22 protein-coding genes and 3 pseudogenes are annotated in these 24777 nt (G+C 54.0%); 13 read left to right on the top strand and 12 right to left on the bottom strand.

Annotated features, from left to right (window positions below; all coding sequences use genetic code 11):
• Positions 1-75: 75 nt before the first annotated feature.
• Both ascF and ascB read left to right on the top strand, forming a co-directional pair.
• Positions 76-1533 (top strand): annotated as a pseudogene (ascF, locus tag BGK49_RS07885) (PTS cellobiose/arbutin/salicin transporter subunit IIBC).
• 8 nt (positions 1534-1541) lie between these two features.
• Positions 1542-2966: a 6-phospho-beta-glucosidase AscB gene (gene ascB / locus BGK49_RS07880; protein ID WP_069375720.1), complete on the top strand. Its 1425-nt coding sequence runs from the start codon at positions 1542-1544 to the stop codon at positions 2964-2966.
• Positions 2967-3119: 153 nt separating this feature from the next.
• Here the strand turns inward: ascB and hycI are convergent, their stop codons facing one another.
• The 9 genes from hycI to hycA all read right to left on the bottom strand — a co-directional run bounded on the left by hycI (position 3120) and on the right by hycA (position 10988).
• Entirely contained in the window at positions 3120-3590 is a 471-nt protein-coding gene (hycI, locus tag BGK49_RS07875; RefSeq protein WP_000132961.1) for a hydrogenase maturation peptidase HycI, read from the bottom strand.
• Positions 3583-3993, bottom strand: coding sequence for a formate hydrogenlyase assembly protein HycH (hycH, locus tag BGK49_RS07870; protein WP_001291921.1), 411 nt, complete (start codon positions 3991-3993; stop codon positions 3583-3585). The genes hycI and hycH overlap by 8 nt, the downstream gene beginning before the upstream one ends.
• On the bottom strand, positions 3990-4757 hold the full coding sequence (gene hycG, locus BGK49_RS07865) for a formate hydrogenlyase subunit HycG (protein WP_000067393.1): 768 nt from the start codon (positions 4755-4757) through the stop codon (positions 3990-3992). The genes hycH and hycG overlap by 4 nt, the downstream gene beginning before the upstream one ends.
• Positions 4757-5299, bottom strand: a complete 543-nt coding sequence (gene hycF / locus BGK49_RS07860; RefSeq protein ID WP_000493785.1) for a formate hydrogenlyase subunit HycF — start codon at positions 5297-5299, stop codon at positions 4757-4759. The genes hycG and hycF overlap by 1 nt, the downstream gene beginning before the upstream one ends.
• 9 nt (positions 5300-5308) lie before the next feature.
• On the bottom strand, positions 5309-7018 hold the full coding sequence (gene hycE, locus BGK49_RS07855; RefSeq protein ID WP_001288142.1) for a formate hydrogenlyase subunit HycE: 1710 nt from the start codon (positions 7016-7018) through the stop codon (positions 5309-5311).
• Positions 7019-7035: 17 nt separating this feature from the next.
• Positions 7036-7959: a formate hydrogenlyase subunit HycD gene (gene hycD / locus BGK49_RS07850; protein WP_000115224.1), complete on the bottom strand. Its 924-nt coding sequence runs from the start codon at positions 7957-7959 to the stop codon at positions 7036-7038.
• 2 nt (positions 7960-7961) lie between these two features.
• Positions 7962-9794 (bottom strand): formate hydrogenlyase subunit 3, encoded by a 1833-nt coding sequence (gene hycC / locus BGK49_RS07845; protein WP_069375717.1) that lies wholly within the window; start codon positions 9792-9794, stop codon positions 7962-7964.
• On the bottom strand, positions 9791-10402 hold the full coding sequence (gene hycB / locus BGK49_RS07840) for a formate hydrogenlyase subunit HycB (RefSeq protein WP_001079189.1): 612 nt from the start codon (positions 10400-10402) through the stop codon (positions 9791-9793). Before hycB ends, hycC begins: the two co-directional genes overlap by 4 nt.
• 124 nt (positions 10403-10526) lie before the next feature.
• A complete protein-coding gene (gene hycA / locus BGK49_RS07830; protein ID WP_000158061.1) occupies positions 10527-10988 on the bottom strand; it encodes a formate hydrogenlyase regulator HycA in 462 nt (153 codons plus the stop codon).
• 211 nt (positions 10989-11199) lie between these two features.
• Here hycA and hypA point away from each other — a divergent pair, with 211 nt between their 5' ends.
• The 6 genes and pseudogenes from hypA (at position 11200) to flhA (ending at position 16959) form a co-directional block, all read left to right on the top strand.
• Complete coding sequence (hypA, locus tag BGK49_RS07825; RefSeq protein WP_024259660.1) at positions 11200-11550, top strand: hydrogenase maturation nickel metallochaperone HypA; 351 nt, start codon at positions 11200-11202, stop codon at positions 11548-11550.
• A gap of 3 nt (positions 11551-11553) precedes the next feature.
• Positions 11554-12426: a hydrogenase nickel incorporation protein HypB gene (gene hypB, locus BGK49_RS07820; protein WP_000337665.1), complete on the top strand. Its 873-nt coding sequence runs from the start codon at positions 11554-11556 to the stop codon at positions 12424-12426.
• Positions 12417-12689: a hydrogenase 3 maturation protein HypC gene (hypC, locus tag BGK49_RS07815; protein WP_000334884.1), complete on the top strand. Its 273-nt coding sequence runs from the start codon at positions 12417-12419 to the stop codon at positions 12687-12689. The genes hypB and hypC overlap by 10 nt, the downstream gene beginning before the upstream one ends.
• Positions 12689-13810, top strand: a complete 1122-nt coding sequence (gene hypD / locus BGK49_RS07810; protein ID WP_069375716.1) for a hydrogenase formation protein HypD — start codon at positions 12689-12691, stop codon at positions 13808-13810. The genes hypC and hypD overlap by 1 nt, the downstream gene beginning before the upstream one ends.
• Positions 13807-14817 (top strand): hydrogenase maturation carbamoyl dehydratase HypE, encoded by a 1011-nt coding sequence (gene hypE / locus BGK49_RS07805; RefSeq protein ID WP_001059906.1) that lies wholly within the window; start codon positions 13807-13809, stop codon positions 14815-14817. Before hypD ends, hypE begins: the two co-directional genes overlap by 4 nt.
• A gap of 73 nt (positions 14818-14890) precedes the next feature.
• A pseudogene (flhA, locus tag BGK49_RS07800) lies at positions 14891-16959 on the top strand (formate hydrogenlyase transcriptional activator FlhA).
• Positions 16960-16995: 36 nt separating this feature from the next.
• Here the strand turns inward: flhA and BGK49_RS07795 are convergent.
• Complete coding sequence (locus tag BGK49_RS07795) at positions 16996-17349, bottom strand: nitrous oxide-stimulated promoter family protein (protein ID WP_000015495.1); 354 nt, start codon at positions 17347-17349, stop codon at positions 16996-16998.
• 76 nt (positions 17350-17425) lie between these two features.
• Positions 17426-17560: a hypothetical protein gene (locus BGK49_RS30360; RefSeq protein WP_000611926.1), complete on the bottom strand. Its 135-nt coding sequence runs from the start codon at positions 17558-17560 to the stop codon at positions 17426-17428.
• A gap of 74 nt (positions 17561-17634) precedes the next feature.
• Between BGK49_RS30360 and mutS the strand changes: the two genes are divergently transcribed.
• On the top strand, positions 17635-20196 hold the full coding sequence (mutS, locus tag BGK49_RS07790; RefSeq protein WP_001272926.1) for a DNA mismatch repair protein MutS: 2562 nt from the start codon (positions 17635-17637) through the stop codon (positions 20194-20196).
• Between the two features lie 105 nt (positions 20197-20301).
• A pseudogene (pphB, locus tag BGK49_RS07785) lies at positions 20302-20958 on the top strand (protein-serine/threonine phosphatase).
• Between the two features lie 50 nt (positions 20959-21008).
• Here the strand turns inward: pphB and ygbI are convergent.
• Positions 21009-21776, bottom strand: coding sequence for a DNA-binding transcriptional repressor YgbI (gene ygbI, locus BGK49_RS07780; RefSeq protein ID WP_001297141.1), 768 nt, complete (start codon positions 21774-21776; stop codon positions 21009-21011).
• 195 nt (positions 21777-21971) lie between these two features.
• On the opposite strand from ygbI, the gene ltnD reads away from it, so the two are divergent.
• Genes ltnD through otnC form a run of 3 tightly spaced genes read left to right on the top strand, consistent with a single transcriptional unit; the run spans position 21972 to position 24774 of the window.
• Entirely contained in the window at positions 21972-22880 is a 909-nt protein-coding gene (gene ltnD, locus BGK49_RS07775) for an L-threonate dehydrogenase (protein ID WP_000848005.1), read from the top strand.
• The gene (otnK, locus tag BGK49_RS07770) at positions 22877-24139 is read left to right on the top strand and encodes a 3-oxo-tetronate kinase (RefSeq protein ID WP_000590422.1); all 1263 of its coding nucleotides are present in this window, start codon (positions 22877-22879) and stop codon (positions 24137-24139) included. Before ltnD ends, otnK begins: the two co-directional genes overlap by 4 nt.
• Positions 24136-24774 carry a 3-oxo-tetronate 4-phosphate decarboxylase gene (gene otnC, locus BGK49_RS07765; RefSeq protein WP_001278997.1) on the top strand — a complete coding sequence of 213 codons (639 nt, stop codon included), beginning with the start codon at positions 24136-24138 and terminating at the stop codon, positions 24772-24774. The genes otnK and otnC overlap by 4 nt, the downstream gene beginning before the upstream one ends.
• Positions 24775-24777: the final 3 nt, after the last annotated feature.

The following is a 24777-nucleotide window of genomic DNA, read 5'->3' as shown; positions in this document are numbered from 1 at the left end:
TTCAGCATCGGCATTTTTCCGTTACGTCGACTGATAACAACTACATCTACCCTACTGATAACAGGATAAAATCCGATGGCCAAAAATTATGCGGCGCTGGCACGCTCGGTGATAGCGGCACTGGGCGGCGTTGATAACATCTCGGCGGTCACGCACTGTATGACGCGTTTGCGCTTTGTTATCAAAGATGACCAGCTTATCGACAGCCCGACGTTAAAAACCATCCCCGGCGTGCTCGGCGTGGTACGTAGTGACAACCAGTGTCAGGTGATTATCGGCAATACCGTTTCACAAGCCTTTCAGGAAGTCGTCAGCCTGCTGCCGGGAGATATGCAGCCCGCACAGCCCGTGGGTAAACCCAAACTCACGCTGCGTCGCATTGGTGCGGGGATCCTCGATGCGCTGATCGGCACCATGTCACCGCTGATCCCGGCGATTATCGGCGGATCGATGGTCAAACTGCTGGCGATGATCCTCGAGATGAGCGGCGTGCTGACAAAAGGATCGCCGACCTTAACCATTCTGAATGTGATTGGTGACGGTGCTTTCTTCTTCCTGCCGCTGATGGTCGCGGCATCTGCCGCCATCAAATTTAAAACCAATATGTCGCTGGCGATTGCCATCGCGGGTGTGCTGGTACATCCGAGTTTTATTGAACTGATGGCGAAAGCGGCCTAGGGTGAACATGTCGAATTTGCCCTGATTCCGGTCACCGCGGTGAAATACACCTACACAGTGATCCCGGCGCTGGTGATGACCTGGTGCCTGTCATATATCGAACGCTGGGTGGATCGCATTACACCGGCGGTGACCAAAAACTTCCTCAAGCCAATGCTGATTGTGTTGATTGCCGCACCGCTGGCAATCCTGCTGATTGGCCCGATTGGTATCTGGATCGGTAGCGCCATTTCGGCGCTGGTTTACACCATTCATGGTTATCTGGGCTGGCTTTCAGTCGCCATTATGGGCGCGCTGTGGCCTCTGCTGGTAATGACCGGGATGCACCGCGTCTTTACGCCAACCATCATTCAGACCATTGCCGAAACCGGCAAAGAAGGGATGGTCATGCCGTCAGAGATCGGCGCTAACCTGTCGCTGGGCGGTTCATCACTGGCGGTGGCGTGGAAAACGAAAAACCCGGAACTGCGCCAGACGGCGCTGGCTGCGGCGGCATCAGCCATTATGGCGGGGATTTCCGAACCGGCGTTATACTGCGTGGCGATCCGCCTGAAACGTCCGCTTATCGCCAGTCTTATCAGCGGTTTTATTTGCGGCGCGGTTGCCGGTATGGCGGGGCTTGCCAGCCACTCAATGGCAGCGCCGGGGCTATTTACCAGCGTGCAATTCTTCGATCCGGCGAATCCAATGAGCATCGTCTGGGTGTTCGCAGTCATGGCGCTGGCGGTGGTGCTGTCGTTTATCCTCACACTGTTGCTCGGCTTTGAGGATATTCCTGTTGAGGAAGCGGCTGCCCAGGCGCGAAAGCATCAGAGCGTACAACCGACCGTCGCCAAAGAAGTAAGTCTTAATTGAGGATGAAAATGTCAGTATTTCCAGAAGGTTTTTTATGGGGCGGCGCGCTTGCCGCCAACCAGTCTGAAGGTGCGTTCCGTGAAGGCGGAAAAGGGCTGACCACCGTCGATATGATCCCACACGGCGAGCATCGAATGGCGGTGAAACTGGGGCTGGAAAAACGTTTTCAGTTGCGCGATGACGAGTTTTATCCCAGCCATGAGGCGACGGATTTTTATCATCGTTATAAAGAAGATATCGCCCTGATGGCAGAGATGGGATTCAAGGTTTTCCGTACCTCAATTGCCTGGAGCCGTCTCTTTCCGCAGGGCGATGAAATCACGCCCAATCAGCAGGGCATTGCTTTTTATCGTTCTGTCTTTGAAGAGTGTAAAAAGTACGGTATCGAACCGCTGGTCACGTTGTGCCACTTCGATGTGCCGATGCATCTGGTCACCGAATATGGCTCTTGGCGTAACCGCAAGCTGGTGGAGTTTTTCAGCCGCTACGCCAGAACCTGCTTTGAAGCATTTGATGGTCTGGTGAAATACTGGCTAACCTTCAATGAAATCAACATTATGTTGCATAGCCCGTTCTCCGGCGCGGGTCTGGTGTTTGAAGAAGGTGAAAATCAGGATCAGGTGAAATATCAGGCCGCGCATCACCAGCTGGTTGCCAGTGCGCTAGCCGCCAAAATCGGCCATGAGGTTAACCCGCAAAATCAGGTGGGCTGTATGCTGGCGGGCGGCAACTTCTACCCTTACAGCTGCAAACCGGAAGATGTCTGGGCGGCGCTGGAGAAAGATCGGGAAAACCTGTTTTTTATCGATGTGCAGGCGCGCGGCGCGTATCCGGCTTACTCTGCCCGCGTATTTCGCGAAAAAGGGGTAACCATAGATAAAGCGCTGGGCGATGATGAGATCCTGAAAAACACCGTCGATTTTGTCTCTTTCAGCTATTACGCCTCGCGCTGCGCCTCGGCGGAGATGAACGCCAACAACAGCAGTGCGGCGAACGTGGTGAAATCGCTGCGTAACCCGTATCTGCAAGTGAGCGACTGGGGCTGGGGAATTGATCCACTCGGTCTGCGTATCACCATGAATATGATGTACGATCGTTATCAGAAGCCGCTGTTTCTGGTGGAAAACGGCCTCGGCGCAAAAGATGAACTTGCTGCCAATGGCGAGATTAACGATGACTATCGCATCAGCTATTTACGCGAACATATCCGCGCAATGGGCGAAGCGATTGCAGATGGCATTCCGCTGATGGGCTACACCACATGGGGCTGTATTGATTTAGTTTCCGCCTCTACGGGTGAAATGAGCAAACGCTACGGTTTTGTCTACGTAGACCGTGACGACGCAGGCAACGGCACGCTGACGCGCACACGTAAGAAATCGTTCTGGTGGTATAAAAAAGTGATTGCCAGTAATGGGGAAGATTTAGAGTAAGTAACAGTGCCGGATGCGGCGTGAACGCCTTATCCGGCCTACATGTCGCACGAACCAGGAAGGCCCGATAAGCGCATCGGGCAATTTAGCATTTGGCATCAGAGCTGGTTCACCCCATCAAGAACATCCCTGTCCTGATTCCTTAATGAAAAACTACTCTTCTTCCACCGCTAACTGCGCGAAGCCGCCATTCCCTTCCCAGCCTTCCAGTCGTTGATAAACGGTTTCTACCGCATCTTTAATCGGCTGGGTCATCGGGTAGTAAAAGCCGACGATATCCGGCTGTATGCCGAGGAAAATCACTTCGCCAATATCTTCTTTCAACTGGTCGATAAGATAGTTCAGAGGCATGTTATGGGTAGTCATCATAAACATCTCGGCGATATCATCCGGGTCGATGATGCGGATCTCGCCGGGGTTTAGCCCCATATCCGTGGCGTCGACAATCAGTAACCGCGTAGGGCGCAGTTCACGGATGGCGACGATGTCGTTTTCCGGTGCACTACCGCCGTCAATCACCACCCAGTTACCTTTCGGCGCGGCGGCGCACTTTTCCGCCAGCAGCGGACCTGCGCCATCATCGCCCATCATGCTATTGCCAACACAGAGTAAAACGTCAGTCACGCAATCTCCTCACCATCAAATAGATGGCGTTTTCCTGATGAATATCATGCAGCATACTTAACAGCATTGTACTCCATTCCTGCTGCTGCGAAGTTTGCGCTGCCCGGGCTTTATCGAATGCGTTGGCCAGCATCGGCACATGGTTAATGTCGATGACGATCTCACCGTACTTCGGTACGCCTTCCATTTTGCGGCGGGCTTCACTGCCCGCCTCCAGAGTGGCAATCCATGCCAGATATTCATCCCACGGGCAGGTGAGCGCCGCTTCCAGGCAATCGATAACCCCAAGGTGGTGACCAATCGCCAGGCTGTAATAGACCACCTGCTGCGCCTCGGCGGGCGTGGCATCGTTCTCATCAATAAATTTACGGCTCAGTTGACTGAACACCACCTTTTCACTCATCGGATACGCACCTCTTCTACAACATGATTCAGATGGCTGACAATCTCGTTCAGACGCGGATCGTTTTCCGCTTCCAGCCAGCGTGCAACCTGTTCTTCGCCCTGCCCTAACTGTGTCAGGAAGTCATCGGCAATCTGACGACCGTAACGATAACCCGCCAGGCGGCGTGCTTCGCGATCCACTTTCACGCGCAGCTGCTGCACCATATCGCCATGCAGGATCTCCGCCGGTTGTTCATCCAGTTCACCCGGCCCACGGGCGTGAATTTTCTGCTCCAGCAGGCCGAGCGCCATTGCAAAGCCGTACAGCGTGGCGGCAGGCGTTGGCGGGCAGCCAGGGATATAAACATCCACAGGGACAATTTTATCCGTACCGCCCCACACGCAGTAGAGATCGTGGAAGATCCCGCCGCTGTTACCGCAGGCACCGTAGGAGATACAAATTTTCGGGTCCGGCGCGGACTGCCACGCACGCAGCGCAGGGGATCGCATTGCACGGGTGACCGCGCCGGTAAACAGTAAAATATCCGCATGACGCGGTGAAGGAACGACTTTAATGCCGAAGCGTTCTGCATCAAACAGCGGCGATAAAGTGGCGAAAATTTCGATTTCGCAGCCGTTGCAGCCGCCGCAGTCCACGCGGTAAACATAGGCAGAACGTTTGATTTTTTTCAGTAACGACGCCTTCATGCTGGCGATGGATTCATCCACCGTCATCGGGACCGGAATGCCGTTGGCGTCACGGGGGCCTAATAAATTGCTCATCAGATGGCCTCTTTCATATGGCGAGTCAGTTCAATACGGTCGGACGGCACCAGGCATTTCTGGCGCTTACATTCCGGGCAAGTCTCAAAGCTTTCGCGGTGGTTTTCCGCGCGGCTGTCGCCGTTGTGCTTAAGCAGCGCAATGGCGTAGTCGATCTCTTTCTGGACGGCGAAAGGACGATTGCAGACGCGACAGTTGCACAGCGCGAAGCGAGACTGTTGCAGGAAGTCTTCTTTCTTCCACACCGCCAGTTCGTACTCTTGCGACAGCTTAATCGCCGCCGTCGGGCAAACTTCTTCGCAGCGTCCACAGAAGATGCAGCGCCCGAGATTAAACTCCCAGGCCAGCTCTCCTGTGGCGAGGTCAGTTTCAACCGTTAAGGCGTTTGACGGGCAGGCATTGACGCAGGCCGCGCAGCCGATGCACTGCTGCGGGTTCTGCTCTGGCTTACCACGGAAGTTTTTATCAACCGCAATCGGCTCCAGCGGATAAGACGAGGTCGCCGTGCCGGTTTTGATAACTTTTTTGATAAAGGTAAACATGGCGATTCCTTATTTCAGCGGCGAGTTTTTACGCTCAATGCTGTAGCGCTCGAGTTCTTTGTACGGCACCACTTTGCTCTTCTTCTTACGTACATCGACCACAGTCATGCGGTCGGTACAGGAGTAGCAAGGGTCCAGGCTACCGATAATCAGCGGCGCATCGGAAACAGTGTTGCCACGCAGCATGTAGCGCAGGGTCGGCCAGTTCGCGTAGGTCGCGGCACGGCAGCGCCAGCGGTACAGCTTCTGGTTGTCGCCAGTCATGCTCCAGTGGATATCATCACCGCGCGGCGCTTCGGCAAAGCCCAGCGCGAAACGGTGCGGAATGTAGGTAAAGCCTTCCACCATCAGCGGGCCACCCGGCAGGTTATCCAGACCGTAGTCGATCATGTTCAGCGCGGTATAGACTTCGTTGATACGCACTTTCAGACGCGAAATAACGTCGCAGCCCTGCTCGCTGTGGACTTCCACTGGCAGCAGGCCATAACCAACAAACGGGTGATCAGCGCGGGTATCGCGAGCGTGTCCGCTGGCGCGGACCATCGGGCCAACGTTACTGAAATCGCGGGCAATTTCCGGGTCCAGACGACCAATGCCGACGGTGCGCTGTTCCATGTTCGGTGTGCTCAGCAGCACATCCACCAGCTCCTGCACTTCACGACGCATCTGTTGCGCCAGCTGGTGGGTCTGGATCATGTCATCTTTCAACAGATCGCGACGAATCCCGCCGATCAGGTTCAGGCCGTAGGTTTTACGCGCACCGGTGAGGATCTCGGCCATTTTCATGGAGGTTTCACGCACGCGGAAGAACTGCATAAAGCCGTAGTCGAAGCCGGTAAAGTGGCAGGCGAGGCCGAGGTTGAGCAGATGCGAGTGCAGGCGTTCCACCTCCAGCAGAATGGCGCGGATCATCTGCGCACGTTCTGGCACCTGAATACCCATCGCGTTTTCCACCGACGTGGTGTAGGCGGTGCTGTGGGCGAAGCCGCAGATCCCGCACACACGGTCAGAGAGGAAGGTCACTTCGTTATAACCCATGCGGGTTTCCGCCAGTTTTTCCATACCGCGATGGACATAGAACAAGCGGTAGTCTGCGTCGATAATGTTTTCGCCATCGACGAACAGACGGAAGTGGCCCGGTTCGTCAGAAGTGACGTGCAGCGGACCAATCGGCACGACGTTGTTTTTCTTGTCGCCCAGTTCGTTGATGAACTCGTAGGTTTCAGCACCGGTGGTCGGTGCCGGACGCTGACGATAATCCATGCTGTCTTTACGCAGCGGATAAAGTTCATCCGGCCAGTCATCCGGCAGCACCAGACGGCGTTCATCCGGCAGACCAACCGGAATCAAACCGTACATATCGCGCACTTCGCGCTCGCCCCACACCGCCGCCGGAACGCGCGGCGTCACGGACGGATACTCCGGTTTGTTGGCATCAACTTCGACGCGAACCGTTACCCAGCACTTAGTCCCCTTCTCCATCGACAGCACGTAATAAACGGCGTAATGACCATTCAGTTTGCGTTCGTCGTTACCAAAAAGCACCGACAGCCAGCCCCCCTGCTTGTAGTAGAGAAACTCCACCACTTCCGGCAGATAGTTCACCTTTACGGTGACAGTCAGCTGATCTTTGGTCTGCCAGGCGTGGTCCAGCACGACGCCCGGAAATGCCTCATTCAGCGCGGCGAGATAATGTTGACCTAATTTTTCTTCAGACATGCTCAAACTCTCTTTAATCACGCCGCCAGCAAGGAGACGAACGCTAAAAATGCAAAGCCAAACCCAGCCCAGGTAATGCGCGGAGTAATATCAAGACGCAGACGGGCCATGCTGTTTTCGAACAGCGCGATAACCAGGACGCCGACCACCAGTTTTACGATGGCAATCACCAGCGCCAGCAGCAGTCCACCGGCGGTGAAGGTTTCCATTTGTCCCCACGGAATAAACACCCCGACGAACATCTGCAACACCACCAGCTGTTTCAGGCTGATACCCCATTTCATGACGCCAAAGCCGCTGCCGCTATACTCAGAGAGCGGACCTTCCTGCAACTCCTGCTCGGCTTCCGCCAGGTCGAACGGCAGTTTGCCCATTTCGATAAAAGTGGCGAACGCACAGGCGCAGAGCGCCAGCACCAGCGGGATGCTTTGGCTCAACGGCCAGTGATAAACGGTGTCGGTAATGTTGCTGATGTTGGTGGAACCGGCAACCTGTGCGGCAACCCACAGACCAAGCAGCAACATCGGTTCGACCAGCACGCCAAGCATCGCTTCACGGCTCGCACCGATAGCGGTAAACGGGCTACCGGTATCCAGACCGGAAATGGCAAAGAAGAAACGCGCGATGGCGAAGAGATACAGTAAGGTGATCAAATCGCCCAGTTGCGGCAGCGGAGAACCGACGGTCACCACCGGCAGCGCAGTAGCGATAGTCAGCATGACGCCCACCATCACATACGGCGTCAGGCGGAACACCCAGCCAGAGGCATCCGGGCCAACGCTCTGGCGGCCCAGCAGTTTGATAATGTCGCGATACTCCTGCAACACGCCCGGCCCGCGACGGTTATGCAGACGGGCGCGCGCCACGCGGGTAATACCGGAGAGCAGCGGCGCAACGGCAAATAACACCAGCGCCTGAATTAACGGATATAAAACACTCATTCTCAGGCTCCTCGTGAAACAATAATCACCACCAGTACCGCCAGTTCAACCAGCGCCATCCGGCGGAACAGCAACGCACTACCTTCGCACTGCCAGCCCGGCACCAGCGACACCGGATTCAGCCATTTGCGCAGTTTCAGCACTGGCGCAAACGCCTGTTTAACCGGCATGGCAAAACCGTGAGCGGTAATCACCATTGATTTTTCATGGTCGTAGCCGCACACCCAGGCCGCACCGCGGGAACGTGACGGCAGGCGGTCGCCTTTGCAAATCGCCATAATGATGAATGGCAGCAGCGGGCAGGCAATCAGCAGCAATGTGATCATTGGTTGAGAAACGGTGGTGTTAGCAGGCTCCAGAGGCAGAGGTACGGCAGCAGAGAGCATCGGCAGCAGCCACGGCGCAGCAACACCGCCAATTACGCAGCAAATCGCCAGTGCCACTACGCTTACGCTCATCAGGAGCGGCGCACAGGTGGCGTTTTCGGCTTCTTTGGTACGCGGCGCGCCGAGGAACGTGACGCCATAGACTTTCGCCATACACATCACCGCCAGCGCACCGGTAATTGCCAGACCCACAGCGAGCAGCGGCCCCAGCAGACGGGCAACAAACGCGCCACTATTGCTCAGTTTGAAAAAGGATTGATAGATAACCCATTCCCCGGCAAACCCGTTCAGCGGCGGCAGCGCAGCCATTGCCATCAACCCGACTAACATGGCGATGGAGATAACCGGCATTTTCTTGCCAATACCACCGAGTTTTTCGATATCGCGATGACCGGTACGGAACCAGACGCTCCCCGCCCCGAGGAACAGTACGCTTTTGAACAGGCTATGGTTAAGCAGATGGTACAGACCACCGACCAGGCCAAGAGCAATCAGCGCCGGTTGTTCGAGCGCGATACCCGTTACGCCAGCGCCCAGCCCCAGCCCCAGCAGGATAATGCCGATATTTTCCAGGGTGTGGTAAGCCAGCAGGCGCTGGATGTTGTGCTCCATCAGCGCATACAGACCACCGACAAACGCGGTGATCATGCCGAGCACCAGCAGCACGATCCCCCACCACAGCGGTGCATTACCGCCCAGCAGTGACAGGGTTAAAATGCCCAGCAGGCCAATTTTCATGACTACCGTAGAAAACAACGCGGCAGCTGGCGCAGAGGCGTTAGCATGTGCCTGCGGCACCCAGCCGTGCAGCGGAATAATCCCGGCGAGCAGGCCAAAGCCAATCACACCGAGCAGCCAGATATCGGAACCGAGCGGCAGCTGTTGCATACGCATATCCAGCAGGCGCAGATCCAGCGTGCCATAACGCTGCCACAGCAGCCAGCAAGCAATCGCCAGCAGCAGAGTGCCAAGACGCCCCAGCGCAAACCACAGTTTGCCCTCTTTGCTGTTGCTGGTGAGGAACACCGCACACAAGGCCATGACTTCGGCCATTACCACGAACATGCCGAGGTTGCTGGCGATGACGGCGCAGACGGCGGCAGCCATCAACATATTGATCTGCAAGCCGTTGCACTTCACCTGCGCGTGGCGATGCCAGTCAATGTTGTAGAGGCTGACAAACAGACCGCACAGACCGAGCGTAATCAGCCAAATCGCGTTAAGCGGGGAGATTTGCACATCGTAGCTTACCAGCGACAGCGCACCGCTCACGCCAACCGCGCCAGTCAGCACAGTGAAGCCCGCGGCTGCCGTATACAGGCTACCAACCGCGCCGCCAATTCCGGCTATCCAGCCACTTAGCGTCTTTTGAAAAGAAAAGAGAAATGCCAGAACAGCGGCGGCGACAAACCACACCACGCCGCTATTGATCAGGGAAATTGCGCTCATTTAGCCTCTCCACTTTGAGCCTGCTGAAACAAGGTGAGATCGCCAAAGTCCGTATTAAAAGTCAGCTCACGCTTACGTTTGCTGACGCGGGCGATATCGGTGTTATCCACCAGATGCAGGGCTTTGGTCGGGCACATCCGCACGCAGGCCGGACCTTGTTCATCAAAGCTACAAAGGTCACATTTGACGGCGATCGCGCGAATACCCGGCACCCAGTCAAGCAGCGTACTGATACGCGCCGGAGCAGGCGGTGCCGGTGGCGCTTTCGGGGTATTGGCATTTGCAGGAATATCCAGCGGACGGCTGCCGGAAAATTCAATTGCGCCAAACGGGCAGGCGATGCCGCACAGCTGGCAGCTTACGCACAGGCTTTCATTCAACTGCACGGCCCCATCAACGCGGGTGATGACGTTAACCGGGCAGACCACCGCGCAGGGTGCATCTTCACAGTGGTGACAGAGCTGCGGCGCAGATTCTTTTTCATTCAGCATCACTCTCAGGCGCGGCATTGATTGCAGGCCGTGCTGGCGATGCGTCTCTGAACAGGCTGCCTCACAAGTGTGGCAGCCGATACAGAGCGTGGAGTCAGCAATTACAAAACGATTCACCAGGCATTCCTCAGGTGATTGTCATTTTTGACGAAAACATGCCGATGAAATGTCATTTTCGACACTCATCGACACGCCCATCCCCAAACAGGCGTAACGCCTGCAAAACGGGCAAAGCCTCAGCTCATGCTGCCGGGCTTTGTCCCTTTACCAGTTGGCTTAAATTCACCGGCACATTGTTTTCAATGGCGGTGTATAAGCTGTCGTAAACGCCAGCGATTTTTTCGAGATAGTGTTCCAGAACCTGTTCGCGATCGCGGATGTTGACCTTGCCATCAATCATGCCGTCAATGCTCAGTTGCGCCTGCGCAATCCGCTGTTTGTCTTCGCCCTCTTTTGTTTCGACGTAATACTCGATGGTGTGGCTGTTAAAGCCATCCGCCAGGGTGACGTAAATACGAAAATGTTCAAAAAGGACGAAACAGAGTTCTTTGTCCGGCGCGCAGCTCATGGCGTGATGCAGGCGCGCTTTCGATAACGTGATCCCCTGAACCAGCGAATTGCAGTAGATGTGCCACTGGTCCTGTAGACGACGATGCCGCTGTGCGATGTAATCGGCTTTCTCGCTTATTTCCCAAATAGTCATTGTCAGGTTACCCGTTTAACAGAGATGCCAGCTTTAAGCATTTTCTGTGCCAATTTTTAATTTATTGTTATTAAAACGATTTTTAAGCTAAAGATGAATTTCGTCGCCGTGTCGACGTGTCATTTCGACATCATCGACATTATTCACCGCAGGGATAATCAACACTGGCACAATTATTGCTTGTAGCTGGCAATAGTTAATGGGAGGCGATATGCACGCAATAACCCTCTGCCAACGGGCACTGGAATTGATCGAACAGCAGGCCGCAAAACACGGCGCAAAACGCGTAACTGGGGTCTGGCTCAAAATTGGCGCATTTTCTTGCGTCGAAACCAGCTCTCTTGCCTTTTGTTTTGATCTGGTTTGCCGCGGCAGCGTGGCGGAAGGTTGTAAACTGCACCTCGAAGAACAAGAGGTCGAATGCTGGTGTGAAACATGCCAACAGTATGTGACGCTATTGACCCAGCGCGTCCGCCGCTGTCCACAGTGTCATGGTGACATGCTACAGATTGTGGCAGACGACGGTTTACAGATTCGGCGGATAGAAATAGACCAGGAGTGAGCGATGTGTACAACATGCGGTTGCGGTGAAGGCAACCTGTATATCGAGGGTGATGAACATAACCCTCATTCCGCGTTTCGTAGCGCGCCATTTGCCCCGGCGGCACGCCCGAAGATGAAAATCACCGGCATTAAAGCGCCTGAATTTACCCCCAGCCAGACTGAAGAAGGCGACCTGCATTACGGTCATGGCGAAGCGGGCACTCACGCACCGGGCATGAGCCAGCGTCGGATGCTGGAAGTCGAAATTGACGTGCTGGACAAAAACAACCGTCTGGCTGAACGCAACCGCGCGCGCTTTGCTGCCCGCAAGCAACTGGTGCTCAACCTGGTTTCCAGCCCAGGTTCCGGTAAAACCACCCTGCTGACGGAAACCCTAATGCGCCTGAAAGACAGCGTTCCGTGCGCGGTTATTGAAGGTGACCAGCAAACCGTGAACGATGCCGCACGCATTCGCGCTACCGGCACACCAGCGATTCAGGTGAACACAGGTAAAGGCTGCCATCTTGACGCACAGATGATTGCCGACGCCGCACCGCGTCTGCCACTGGACGATAACGGTATTCTGTTTATCGAAAACGTTGGCAACCTCGTATGCCCGGCCAGCTTCGATCTCGGTGAAAAACACAAAGTGGCGGTGCTTTCCGTTACCGAAGGTGAAGACAAACCGCTGAAATATCCGCATATGTTTGCCGCCGCCTCGCTGATGCTGCTCAACAAAGTTGACCTGTTGCCGTATCTCAACTTTGACGTTGAGAAGTGCATCGCCTGCGCCCGCGAAGTCAATCCAGAAATTGAAATCATCCTTATTTCCGCCACCAGCGGTGAAGGGATGGACCAGTGGCTGAACTGGCTGGAGACACAGCGATGTGCATAGGCGTTCCCGGCCAGATCCGCACCATTGACGGCAACCAGGCAAAAGTCGACGTCTGCGGCATTCAGCGCGATGTCGATTTAACGTTAGTCGGCAGCTGCGATGAAAACGGTCAGCCGCGCGTGGGCCAGTGGGTACTGGTACACGTTGGCTTTGCCATGAGCGTAATTACTGAAGCCGAAGCACGCGACACTCTCGACGCCTTACAAAACATGTTTGACGTTGAGCCGGATGTCGGCGCGCTGTTGTATGGCGAGGAAAAATAATGCGTTTTGTTGATGAATATCGCACGCCGGAACAGGTGATGCAGTTAATTGAGCATCTGCGCGAACGTGCTTCACATCTCTCTTACACCACCGAACGCCCTCTGCGGATTATGGAAGTGTGCGGTGGTCATACCCACGCTATTTTTAAATTCGGCCTCGACCAGTTACTGCCTGAAAACGTTGAGTTTATCCACGGTCCGGGTTGCCCGGTGTGCGTACTGCCGATGGGTAGAATCGACACCTGCGTGGAGATTGCCAGCCATCCGGAAGTCATCTTCTGTACCTTTGGCGACGCCATGCGCGTACCAGGGAAACAGGGATCGCTGTTGCAGGCAAAAGCACGCGGTGCCGATGTGCGCATCGTTTACTCGCCGATGGATGCGTTGAAACTGGCGCAGGAGAATCCAACCCGCAAAGTGGTGTTCTTCGGCTTAGGTTTTGAAACCACCATGCCGACCACCGCCATCACTCTGCAACAGGCGAAAGCGCGTGATGTGCAGAATTTTTACTTCTTCTGTCAGCACATTACGCTTATCCCGACGCTGCGCAGTTTGCTGGAACAGCCGGATAACGGTATCGACGCGTTCCTCGCGCCGGGCCACGTTAGTATGGTTATCGGCACTGATGCCTATAATTTTATCGCCAGCGATTTTCATCGTCCGCTGGTGGTCGCTGGTTTCGAACCCCTTGATCTACTGCAAGGCGTGGTGATGCTGGTGGAGCAGAAAATAGAGGCCCACAGCAAGGTAGAGAATCAGTATCGTCGGGTGGTACCGGATGCCGGTAACCTGCTGGCGCAACAGGCGATTGCCGATGTGTTCTGTGTCAACGGCGACAGCGAATGGCGCGGCTTAGGCGTGATTGAATCTTCTGGCGTGCACCTGACGCCGGATTATCAACGATTCGATGCCGAAGCACATTTCCGCCCGGCACCGCAGCAGGTCTGCGATGACCCGCGCGCGCGTTGTGGTGAGGTATTAACGGGCAAATGTAAGCCGCATCAATGCCCGCTGTTTGGTAACACCTGTAATCCTCAAACCGCATTTGGTGCACTGATGGTCTCCTCCGAAGGAGCGTGCGCCGCGTGGTATCAGTATCGTCAGCAGGAGAGTGAAGCGTGAATAATATCCAACTCGCCCACGGCAGCGGCGGCCAGGCGATGCAGCAATTAATCAACAGCCTGTTTATGGAAGCCTTTGCCAACCCGTGGCTGGCAGAGCAGGAAGACCAGGCACGTCTTGATCTGGCGCAGCTGGTAGCAGAAGGCGATCGTCTGGCGTTCTCCACCGACAGTTACGTCATTGACCCGCTGTTCTTTCCTGGCGGTAATATCGGCAAGCTGGCGATTTGCGGCACCGCGAATGACGTTGCGGTCAGTGGCGCTATTCCGTGCTATCTCTCCTGTGGCTTTATCCTCGAAGAAGGATTGCCGATGGAGACACTGAAAGCCGTAGTGACCAGCATGGCAGAAACCGCCCGCACGGCAGGCATTGCCATCGTTACTGGCGATACTAAAGTGGTGCAGCGCGGCGCGGCAGATAAACTGTTTATCAACACCGCTGGCATGGGCGCAATTCCGGCGAATATTCACTGGGGCGCACAGACGCTAACCGCAGGCGATGTATTGCTGGTTAGCGGTACACTCGGCGACCACGGGGCGACTATCCTTAACCTGCGTGAACAACTGGGGCTGGATGGTGAACTGGTCAGCGACTGCGCGGTGCTGACGCCGCTTATTCAGACGCTGCGTGACATTCCCGGCGTGAAAGCGCTGCGTGATGCCACCCGTGGTGGTGTAAACGCGGTGGTTCATGAGTTCGCGGCAGCCTGCGGTTGTGGTATTGAAATTTCTGAATCAGCACTGCCGGTTAAACCTGCTGTGCGCGGCGTTTGCGAACTGCTGGGACTGGACGCCCTTAACTTTGCCAACGAAGGCAAACTAGTAATAGCTGTTGAACGCAACGCAGCAGAGCAAGTGCTGGCAGCGTTACATTCCCATCCACTGGGGAAAGACGCGGCGCTAATTGGTGAAGTGGTGGAACGTAAAGGTGTTCGTCTTGCCGGTCTGTATGGTGTGAAACGAACCCTCGATTTACCACACGCCGAACCGCTTCCGCGTATATGCTAATAAAATTCTAAATCTCCTATAGTTAGTCAATGACCTTTTGCACCGCTTTGCGGTGCTTTCCTGGAAGAACAAAATGTCATATACACCGATGAGTGATCTCGGACAGCAAGGGTTGTTCGACATCACTCGGACACTATTGCAGCAGCCCGATCTGGCCTCGCTGTGTGAGGCTCTTTCGCAACTGGTAAAGCGTTCTGCGCTCGCCGACAACGCGGCTATTGTGTTGTGGCAAGCGCAGACTCAACGTGCGTCTTATTACGCATCGCGTGAAAAAGACACCCCCATTAAATATGAAGACGAAACTGTTCTGGCACACGGTCCGGTACGCCGCATTTTGTCGCGCCCTGATACGCTGCATTGCAGTTACGAAGAATTTTGTGAAACCTGGTCGCAGGTGGGCTATACCCCAAATTTGGTCACTATTGCCTGATGCCACTGGCGGCGGAAGGGCATATTTTTGGTGGCTGTGAATTTATTCGTTATGACGATCGTCCCTGGAGCGAAAAAGAGTTCAATCGTCTGCAAACATTTACGCAGATCGTTTCTGTCGTCACCGAACAAATCCAGAGCCGCGTCGTCAACAATGTCGACTATGAGTTGTTATGCCGGGAGCGCGATAACTTCCGCATCCTGGTTACCATTACCAACGCGGTGCTTTCCCACCTGGATATGGACGAACTGGTCAGCGAAGTCGCCAAAGAAATCCATTACTATTTCGACATTGACGATATCAGTATCGTCTTACGCAGCCACCGTAAAAACAAACTCAACATCTACTCCACTCACTATCTTGATAAACAACATCCCGCCCACGAACAGAGCGAAGTCGATGAAGCCGGAACCCTCACCGAACGCGTGTTCAAAAGTAAAGAGATGCTGCTGATCAATCTCCACGAGCGGGACGATTTAGCCCCCTATGAACGCATGTTGTTCGACACCTGGGGCAACCAGATTCAAACCTTGTGCCTGTTACCGCTGATGTCTGGCGACACCATGCTGGGCGTGCTGAAACTGGCGCAATGCGAAGAGAAAGTGTTTACCACTACCAATCTGAATTTGCTGCGCCAGATTGCCGAACGTGTGGCAATCGCTGTCGATAACGCCCTCACCTATCAGGAAATCCATCGTCTGAAAGAACGGCTGGTTGATGAAAACCTCGTCCTGACCGAGCAGCTCAACAATGTTGATAGTGAATTTGGCGAGATTATTGGCCGCAGCGAAGCCATGTACAGCGTGCTTAAACAAGTTGAAATGGTGGCGCAAAGTGACAGTACCGTGCTGATCCTCGGTGAAACTGGCACGGGTAAAGAGCTGATTGCCCGCGCGATCCATAATCTCAGTGGGCGTAATAATCGCCGCATGGTCAAAATGAACTGCGCGGCGATGCCTGCCGGATTGCTGGAAAGCGATCTGTTTGGTCATGAGCGTGGGGCTTTTACCGGTGCCAGCGCCCAGCGCATTGGTCGTTTTGAACTGGCGGATAAAAGCTCCCTGTTCCTAGACGAAGTGGGCGATATGCCACTGGAGTTACAGCCGAAGTTGCTGCGTGTATTGCAGGAACAGGAGTTTGAACGTCTCGGCAGCAACAAAATCATTCAGACGGACGTACGTTTAATTGCCGCGACTAACCGCGATCTGAAAAAAATGGTCGCCGACCGAGAGTTCCGTAGCGATCTCTATTACCGCCTGAACGTATTCCCGATTCACCTGCCGCCACTACGCGAGCGTCCGGAAGATATTCCGCTGCTGGCGAAAGCCTTTACCTTCAAAATTGCCCGTCGTCTGGGGCGCAATATCGACAGCATTCCAGCCGAGACGCTGCGCACCTTGAGCAACATGGAGTGGCCGGGTAAAGTACGCGAACTGGAAAACGTCATTGAGCGCGCAGTATTGCTAACACGCGGCAACGTGCTGCAGCTGTCATTGCCAGATATTGCTTTACCGGAGCCTGAAACGCCGCCTGCCGCAACGGTTGTCGCTCAGGAGGGCGAAGATGAATATCAGTTGATTGTTCGCGTGCTGAAAGAAACCAACGGCGTGGTTGCCGGGCCTAAAGGCGCTGCGCAACGTCTGGGGCTGAAACGCACGACCCTGCTGTCACGGATGAAGCGGCTGGGAATTGATAAATCGGCATTGATTTAACTGCAAATTGCCGGACAGATCTGCCTGTCCGGCATACTATTCACGAGCTTTTTTCGGACGATATTTTTCCGGCAGTTCTGGCACCGGACGCTTGTCATCGATGAGATGACGCACGGTTAAGATCGGATGACGCCACAGCATTCTCGGCCCGGCCCAACGCATAATCTGTTTCATCTCTTCACGCTTTGCAGGCTGGTAACAGTGCACCGGACACTGCTTACAGGCTGGTTTCTCTTCGCCGAACACACATTTATCCAGCCGCTTTTGCGCGTAAACAAACAACGCCTCGTAATGCTCCGGCTCCGCTGACGCCTGCGGGCATTTCGCTTGATAAAGATCGATCATTTTTTTAATCGTCAGTTTTTCACGAGAGATACGCTTGCCGGACATGCTGCCTCCATACTCTTAAGGTGTATTTATATTACAACTTAATTTGAAAGGGGACTATGGCTCTGAAGGAGGAGGTTTATTCAACCGACGCAATTTTGCGTACTTGCTTCATAAGCATCACGCAAAAGCTGCAAAACAGCATCTTTCCCGGAACCAGCATCAAGAACTCGCCGTTCGCTTCTTCCCCTGAAATGATTAACTCCGGTATCATGTGCGCCTTATGTGATTACAACGAAAATAAAAACCATCACACCCCATTTAATATCAGGAACCGGACATAACCCCATGAGTGCAATAGAAAATTTCGACGCCCATACGCCCATGATGCAGCAGTATCTCAGGCTGAAAGCCCAGCATCCCGAGATCCTGCTGTTTTACCGGATGGGTGATTTTTATGAACTGTTTTATGACGACGCAAAACGCGCGTCGCAACTGCTGGATATTTCACTGACCAAACGCGGTGCTTCGGCGGGAGAGCCGATCCCGATGGCGGGGATTCCCTACCATGCGGTGGAAAACTATCTCGCCAAACTGGTGAATCAGGGAGAGTCCGTTGCCATCTGCGAACAAATTGGCGATCCGGCGACCAGCAAAGGTCCGGTTGAGCGCAAAGTTGTGCGTATCGTTACGCCAGGCACCATCAGCGATGAAGCCCTGTTACAGGAGCGTCAGGACAACCTGCTGGCGGCTATCTGGCAGGACAGCAAAGGTTTCGGCTACGCGACGCTGGATATCAGCTCCGGGCGTTTTCGCCTGAGCGAACCGGCCGACCGCGAAACGATGGCGGCAGAGCTGCAACGCACTAATCCGGCGGAACTGCTGTATGCAGAAGATTTCGCCGAGATGTCGCTGATTGAAGGCCGTCGCGGCCTGCGCCGTCGCCCGCTGTGGGAGTTTGAAATCGACACCGCGCGCCAGCAGTTGAATCTGCAATTTGGCACCCGCGATCTGGTCGGTTTTGGCGTCGAGAACGCGCCGCGCGGACTTTGTGCTGCCGGTTGTCTGTTGCAGTATGCGAAAGATACCCAACGCACGACCCTGCCGCATATTCGTTCTATCACCATGGAACGTGAGCAGGACAGCATCATTATGGATGCCGCGACACGTCGTAACCTGGAAATTACTCAGAACCTGGCGGGCGGTGCGGAAAATACGCTGGCTTCTGTGCTCGACTGCACCGTCACGCCGATGGGTAGTCGTATGCTGAAACGCTGGCTGCATATGCCAGTGCGCGATACCCGCGTGTTGCTTGAGCGCCAGCAAACTATTGGCGCATTGCAGGATTTCACCGCCGGGCTACAGCCGGTACTGCGTCAGGTCGGCGACCTTGAACGTATTCTGGCACGTCTGGCTTTACGAACTGCTCGCCCACGCGATCTGGCCCGTATGCGCCACGCTTTCCAGCAACTGCCGGAGCTGCGTGCACAGTTAGAAACTGTCGATAGTGCACCGGTACAGGCGCTACGTGAGAAGATGGGCGAGTTTGCCGAGCTGCGCGATCTGCTGGAGCGAGCAATCATCGACACACCGCCGGTGCTGGTACGCGACGGTGGTGTTATCGCATCGGGCTATAACGAAGAGCTGGATGAGTGGCGCGCGCTGGCTGACGGCGCGACCGATTATCTGGAGCGTCTGGAAGTCCGCGAGCGTGAACGTACCGGCCTGGACACGCTGAAAGTTGGCTTTAATGCGGTGCACGGCTACTACATTCAAATCAGCCGTGGGCAAAGCCATCTGGCACCCATCAACTACATGCGTCGCCAGACGCTGAAAAACGCCGAGCGCTACATCATTCCAGAGCTAAAAGAGTACGAAGATAAAGTTCTCACCTCAAAAGGCAAAGCACTGGCACTGGAAAAACAGCTTTATGAAGAGCTGTTCGACCTGCTGTTGCCGCATCTGGAAGCGTTGCAACAGAGCGCGAGCGCGCTGGCGGAACTCGACGTGCTGGTTAACCTGGCGGAACGGGCCTATACCCTAAACTACACCTGCCCGACCTTCATTGATAAACCGGGCATTCGCATTACCGAAGGTCGCCATCCGGTAGTTGAACAAGTACTGAATGAGCCATTTATCGCTAACCCGCTGAATCTGTCGCCGCAGCGCCGTATGTTGATTATTACCGGCCCGAACATGGGCGGTAAAAGTACCTATATGCGCCAGACCGCACTGATTGCGCTGATGGCCTACATCGGCAGCTATGTACCGGCACAAAAAGTCGAGATTGGACCTATCGATCGCATCTTTACCCGCGTAGGCGCGGCAGATGACCTGGCTTCCGGGCGCTCAACCTTTATGGTGGAGATGACTGAAACCGCCAATATTTTACATAACGCCACCGAATACAGTCTGGTGTTAATGGATGAGATCGGGCGTGGAACGTCCACCTACGATGGTCTGTCGCTGGCGTGGGCGTGCGCAGAAAATCTGGCGAATAAGATTAAGGCATTGACGCTGTTTGCCACCCACTATTTCGAGCTGACCCAGCTACCGGAGAAAATGGAAGACGTCGCCAACGTGCATCTCGATGCGCTGGAGCACGGAGACACCATTGCCTTTATGCATAGCGTGCAGGATGGCGCGGCGAGCAAAAGCTACGGCCTGGCGGTTGCAGCTCTGGCAGGCGTGCCAAAAGAGGTGATTAAGCGCGCACGGCAAAAACTGCGTGAGCTGGAAAGCATTTCGCCGAACGCCGCCGCTACGCAAGTGGATGGTACGCAAATGTCTTTGCTGTCAGTACCGGAAGAAACCTCGCCAGCGGTCGAAGCTCTGGAAAACCTGGACCCGGATTCACTGACTCCGCGTCAGGCGCTGGAATGGATTTATCGCTTGAAGAGCCTGGTGTAATAACAATTCCCGATAGTCTTTTGCTATCGGGAATATTAACGACAACTGACGAATAAAATAAAAACACCCTGTATAATAGGAAAGCTTATTTTACAGGGTAAAACCATGCCATCTACACGCTATCAAAAAATTAATGCCCATCACTATCGCCATATATGGGTCGTTGGTGATATTCATGGTGAATATCAATTATTACAATCCCGCTTACATCAACTCTCTTTTTGCCCTGAAACCGACTTACTTATTTCTGTCGGCGATAATATTGATCGTGGGCCGGAGAGTCTTGACGTCCTGCGCCTGCTAAACCAGCCCTGGTTTATCTCCGTTAAAGGCAACCACGAAGCAATGGCGCTGGATGCGTTCGCGACCGGCGATGGCAATATGTGGCTTGCCAGCGGTGGTGACTGGTTTTTCGATTTAAATGATTCAGAGCAACAAGAGGCAATAGATCTGTTGCTGAAATTCCATCACCTTCCACATATTATTGAAATCACTAACGACATAATAAAATATGTCATCGCACATGCAGATTATCCGGGTGATGAATATCTCTTTGGCAAAGAAATAGCAGAGAGCGAATTACTCTGGCCTGTTTATCGTGTGCAGAAATCGCTTAATGGCGAGTTACAATAAATAAACGGCGCTGATTATTTTATATTTGGACATATGATGTTTGATAACATTCAGACGTTCGCTAACCAGATTTATATTGATACCGGATCGCCGAAAAGTGGGCGGCTGTCATTTTATAAAATAAGGTAGTCTCATGCTTCTTCTGTGAAGCATGAGTAACCAGATGTTATTGCAGGCCATTATTCATTTTTCGCTACCAGCAAAGAGAGATCCTGCTTCGCCAGCGCGCGACTGGCACTCTCCGGCAAACCGTCGTCTGTAATAATCTGATCAAACTCGCTTAATGGTAACGCCAGCCATGTCGCCACCTGACCATATTTCGTCGCATCACAGACCAAAACTCGCTGGCGGCTGGCACTAGCAATCGCCCGTTTCACCGTGACTTTATCTTCCGCTGGCGTAGAAATCCCCCGCACACTCCATGACGATGCAGAAATAAAAGCCTGATCAATCATCAGGCTGCGCAGCATGGTCGCAGCGGCTTCCCCGACACAGGAACGGTTTTCCCGACACACTGCACCGCCAGTGTGAATAATTGTGCAATTACTGTTGTCGAGCAAGTAGTTCGCAATAACGAAATCGTTTGTGACCACAGTCAGTGACTCCATGTGAATCAGATGCTGTGCTATCGCTAACGTGGTTGTTCCCGCATCCAGATAGATACAACTTCCCGGCTGAACAAGACTTGCCGCCAGCTTGCCAATAGCCGCTTTTTGCGTCATTGCCAGCGCAGTTTTTACCTGATGAGAAGGTTCATGCGCCACGCGTCCCGGAGACTGGACGCCTCCGGACACCAGCACAACGGCTCCCTGCTGCTCCAGTTTTTGTAAATCCCGACGAATGGTCATATGTGACACATTCATTCTGTCCGTTAGTTCAGCAATACTGACAATGCCTTTTTCAGCTACCATCTCAAGGATGATTTGGCGACGCTCTACGGGTATCAACTTTTGCTCCTTCCTTTGTCCTGCTGACATTCTACGCTATTTGCCTGCGAAACGTGCGCGGCGCAACTAACGCTTAGTTCACATAAAATAACACACAATGTTAATTTATGTGAATAAGCTCACCATATCGTTATCTTCCAGCGCTTATATTCACAATATCAAACAAAATATCACTTAAATTAACAAGGAGAGCAGATGAAAACGGGATCTGAGTTTCATGTCGGTATCGTTAGCTTAGGGTCAATGGGAATGGGAGCAGCACTGTCATGTGTCCGCGCAGGTCTTTCTACCTGGGGCGCAGACCTGAACAGCAATGCCTGCGCTACGTTGAAAGAGGCAGGTGCTTGCGGGGTTTCTGATAACGCCGCGACGTTTGCCGAAAAACTGGATGCTCTGCTGGTGCTGGTGGTCAATGCGGCCCAGGTTAAACAGGTGCTGTTTGGTGAAACAGGCGTTGTACAACATCTGAAACCCGGTACGGCAGTAATGGTTTCTTCCACTATCGCTAGTGCTGATGCGCAAGAAATTGCTACCGCTCTGGCTGGATTCGATCTGGAAATGCTGGATGCGCCAGTTTCTGGTGGTGCAGTAAAAGCCGCTAACGGTGAAATGACTGTCATGGCCTCCGGTAGCGATATTGCCTTTGAACGACTGGCACCCGTGCTGGAAGCCGTTGCCGGAAAAGTTTATCGCATAGGTGCAGAACCGGGACTAGGTTCGACCGTAAAAATTATTCACCAGTTGTTAGCGGGCGTACATATTGCTGCCGGAGCCGAAGCGATGGCACTTGCAGCCCGTGCGGGGATCCCGCTGGATGTGATGTATGACGTCGTGACCAATGCCGCCGGAAATTCCTGGATGTTCGAAAACCGGATGCGTCATGTGGTGGATGGCGATTACACCCCGCATTCAGCCGTCGATATTTTTGTTAAGGATCTTGGTCTGGTTGCCGATACAGCCAAAGCCCTGCACTTCCCGCTGCCATTGGCCTCAACAGCATTGAATATGTTCACCAGCGCCAGTAACGCAGGTTACGGGAAAGAAGACGATAGCGCAGTTATCAAGATTTTCTCTGGCATCACTCTACCGGGAGCGAAATCATGATCAAGATTGGCGTTATCGCCGATGATTTTACCGGCGCGACGGATATCGCCAGTTTTCTGGTGGAAAACGGTCTACCAACGGTACAAATTAACGGTGTTCCAACAGGTAAAATGCCGGAAGCAATCGACGCACTGGTGATCAGCCTGAAAACGCGCTCCTGTCCGGTGGTTGAAGCCACACAGCAATCGCTGGCGGCTCTGAGCTGGTTGCAACAGCAAGGTTGCAAACAGATCTATTTCAAATACTGCTCTACTTTCGACAGTACGGCGAAAGGTAATATCGGCCCGGTTACCGATGCATTAATGGATGCTCTCGACACGCCGTTTACGGTCTTCTCTCCGGCCCTGTCGGTCAACGGACGTACGGTTTATCAGGGGTATTTGTTCGTAATGAATCAACTGCTGGCCGAATCCGGGATGCGCCATCACCCGGTAAATCCCATGACCGACAGCTATCTTCCCCGTCTGGTTGAAGCACAATCCACAGGGCGCTGCGGCGTCGTTTCGGCACATGTTTTCGAACAAGGTGTGGATGCCGTTCGTCAAGAGCTGGCTCGCTTACAGCAAGAGGGCTACCGCTACGCGGTGCTTGATGCGCTGACCGAACACCATCTGGAAATTCAGGGAGAAGCCTTGCGCGATGCCCCACTGGTAACGGGCGGTTCTGGTCTGGCGATTGGCCTGGCCCGGCAGTGGGCGCAAGAAAACGGTAACCAGGCTCGCGAAGCAGGGCATCCGCTCGCTGGGCGCGGCGTAGTGCTCTCCGGTTCATGCTCTCAAATGACCAACCGCCAGGTGGCACATTACCGTCAAATTGCACCAGCCCGTGAAGTTGATGTGGCACGCTGCCTCTCAACCGAAACTCTGGCCGCTTATGCACACGAACTGGCAGAGTGGGTTCTGGGCCAGGAAAGTGTACTTGCTCCACTGGTTTTTGCCACCGCCAGCACTGACGCATTGGCAGCAATTCAACAGCAATACGGTGCACAAAAAGCCAGTCAGGCAGTAGAAACTCTGTTTTCTCAACTAGCGGCGCGGTTAGCAGCGGAAGGCGTGACACGCTTTATTGTCGCAGGCGGTGAGACCTCCGGCGTAGTCACACAGAGCCTGGGCATAAAAGGGTTTCATATTGGCCCAACCATTTCCCCCGGCGTGCCGTGGGTAAACGCACTGGATAAGCCTGTCTCACTCGCCCTTAAATCTGGCAACTTCGGTGATGAAGCCTTTTTTTCACGAGCCCAAAGAGAGTTTTTATCATGAGCGATTTCGCAAAAGTAGAGCAGTCTTTGCGAGAGGAGATGACGCGGATTGCCAGTTCATTCTTTCAGCGCGGCTATGCAACCGGTTCGGCTGGCAATCTGTCGCTGCTTTTACCTGACGGGAATTTACTGGCGACACCGACAGGTTCATGCCTGGGCAATCTCGATCCGCAGCGGCTTTCCAAAGTCGCCGCGGATGGCGAATGGTTAAGTGGTGACAAACCCTCGAAAGAGGTGCTCTTTCATCTGGCGCTGTATCGCAACAATCCGCGCTGTAAAGCGGTGGTGCATTTGCACAGCACATGGTCGACGGCGCTTTCCTGCCTGCAAGGGCTGGACAGCAGCAACGTTATTCGTCCGTTCACACCATACGTGGTGATGCGGATGGGAAATGTCCCGCTGGTGCCCTATTACCGACCGGGCGATAAACGCATCGCACAGGATCTGGCGGAACTGGCAGCAGACAATCAGGCTTTTTTACTGGCAAATCATGGCCCAGTGGTTTGCGGTGAAAGCCTGCAAGAAGCCACCAACAATATGGAAGAGCTGGAGGAAACGGCAAAGCTGATTTTTATTCTCGGTGACCGCCCGATCCGTTATCTGACCGCAGGTGAAATTGCGGAATTAAGGAGTTAATGC

Origin of the sequence: Shigella sp. FC1544, from assembly GCF_001722145.1 — a bacterium.
GTDB lineage: Bacteria > Pseudomonadota > Gammaproteobacteria > Enterobacterales > Enterobacteriaceae > Escherichia > Escherichia coli.
Note: the sequence above shows the minus strand (reverse complement) of the source record. Positions and strands in the feature narration are given on the sequence as shown.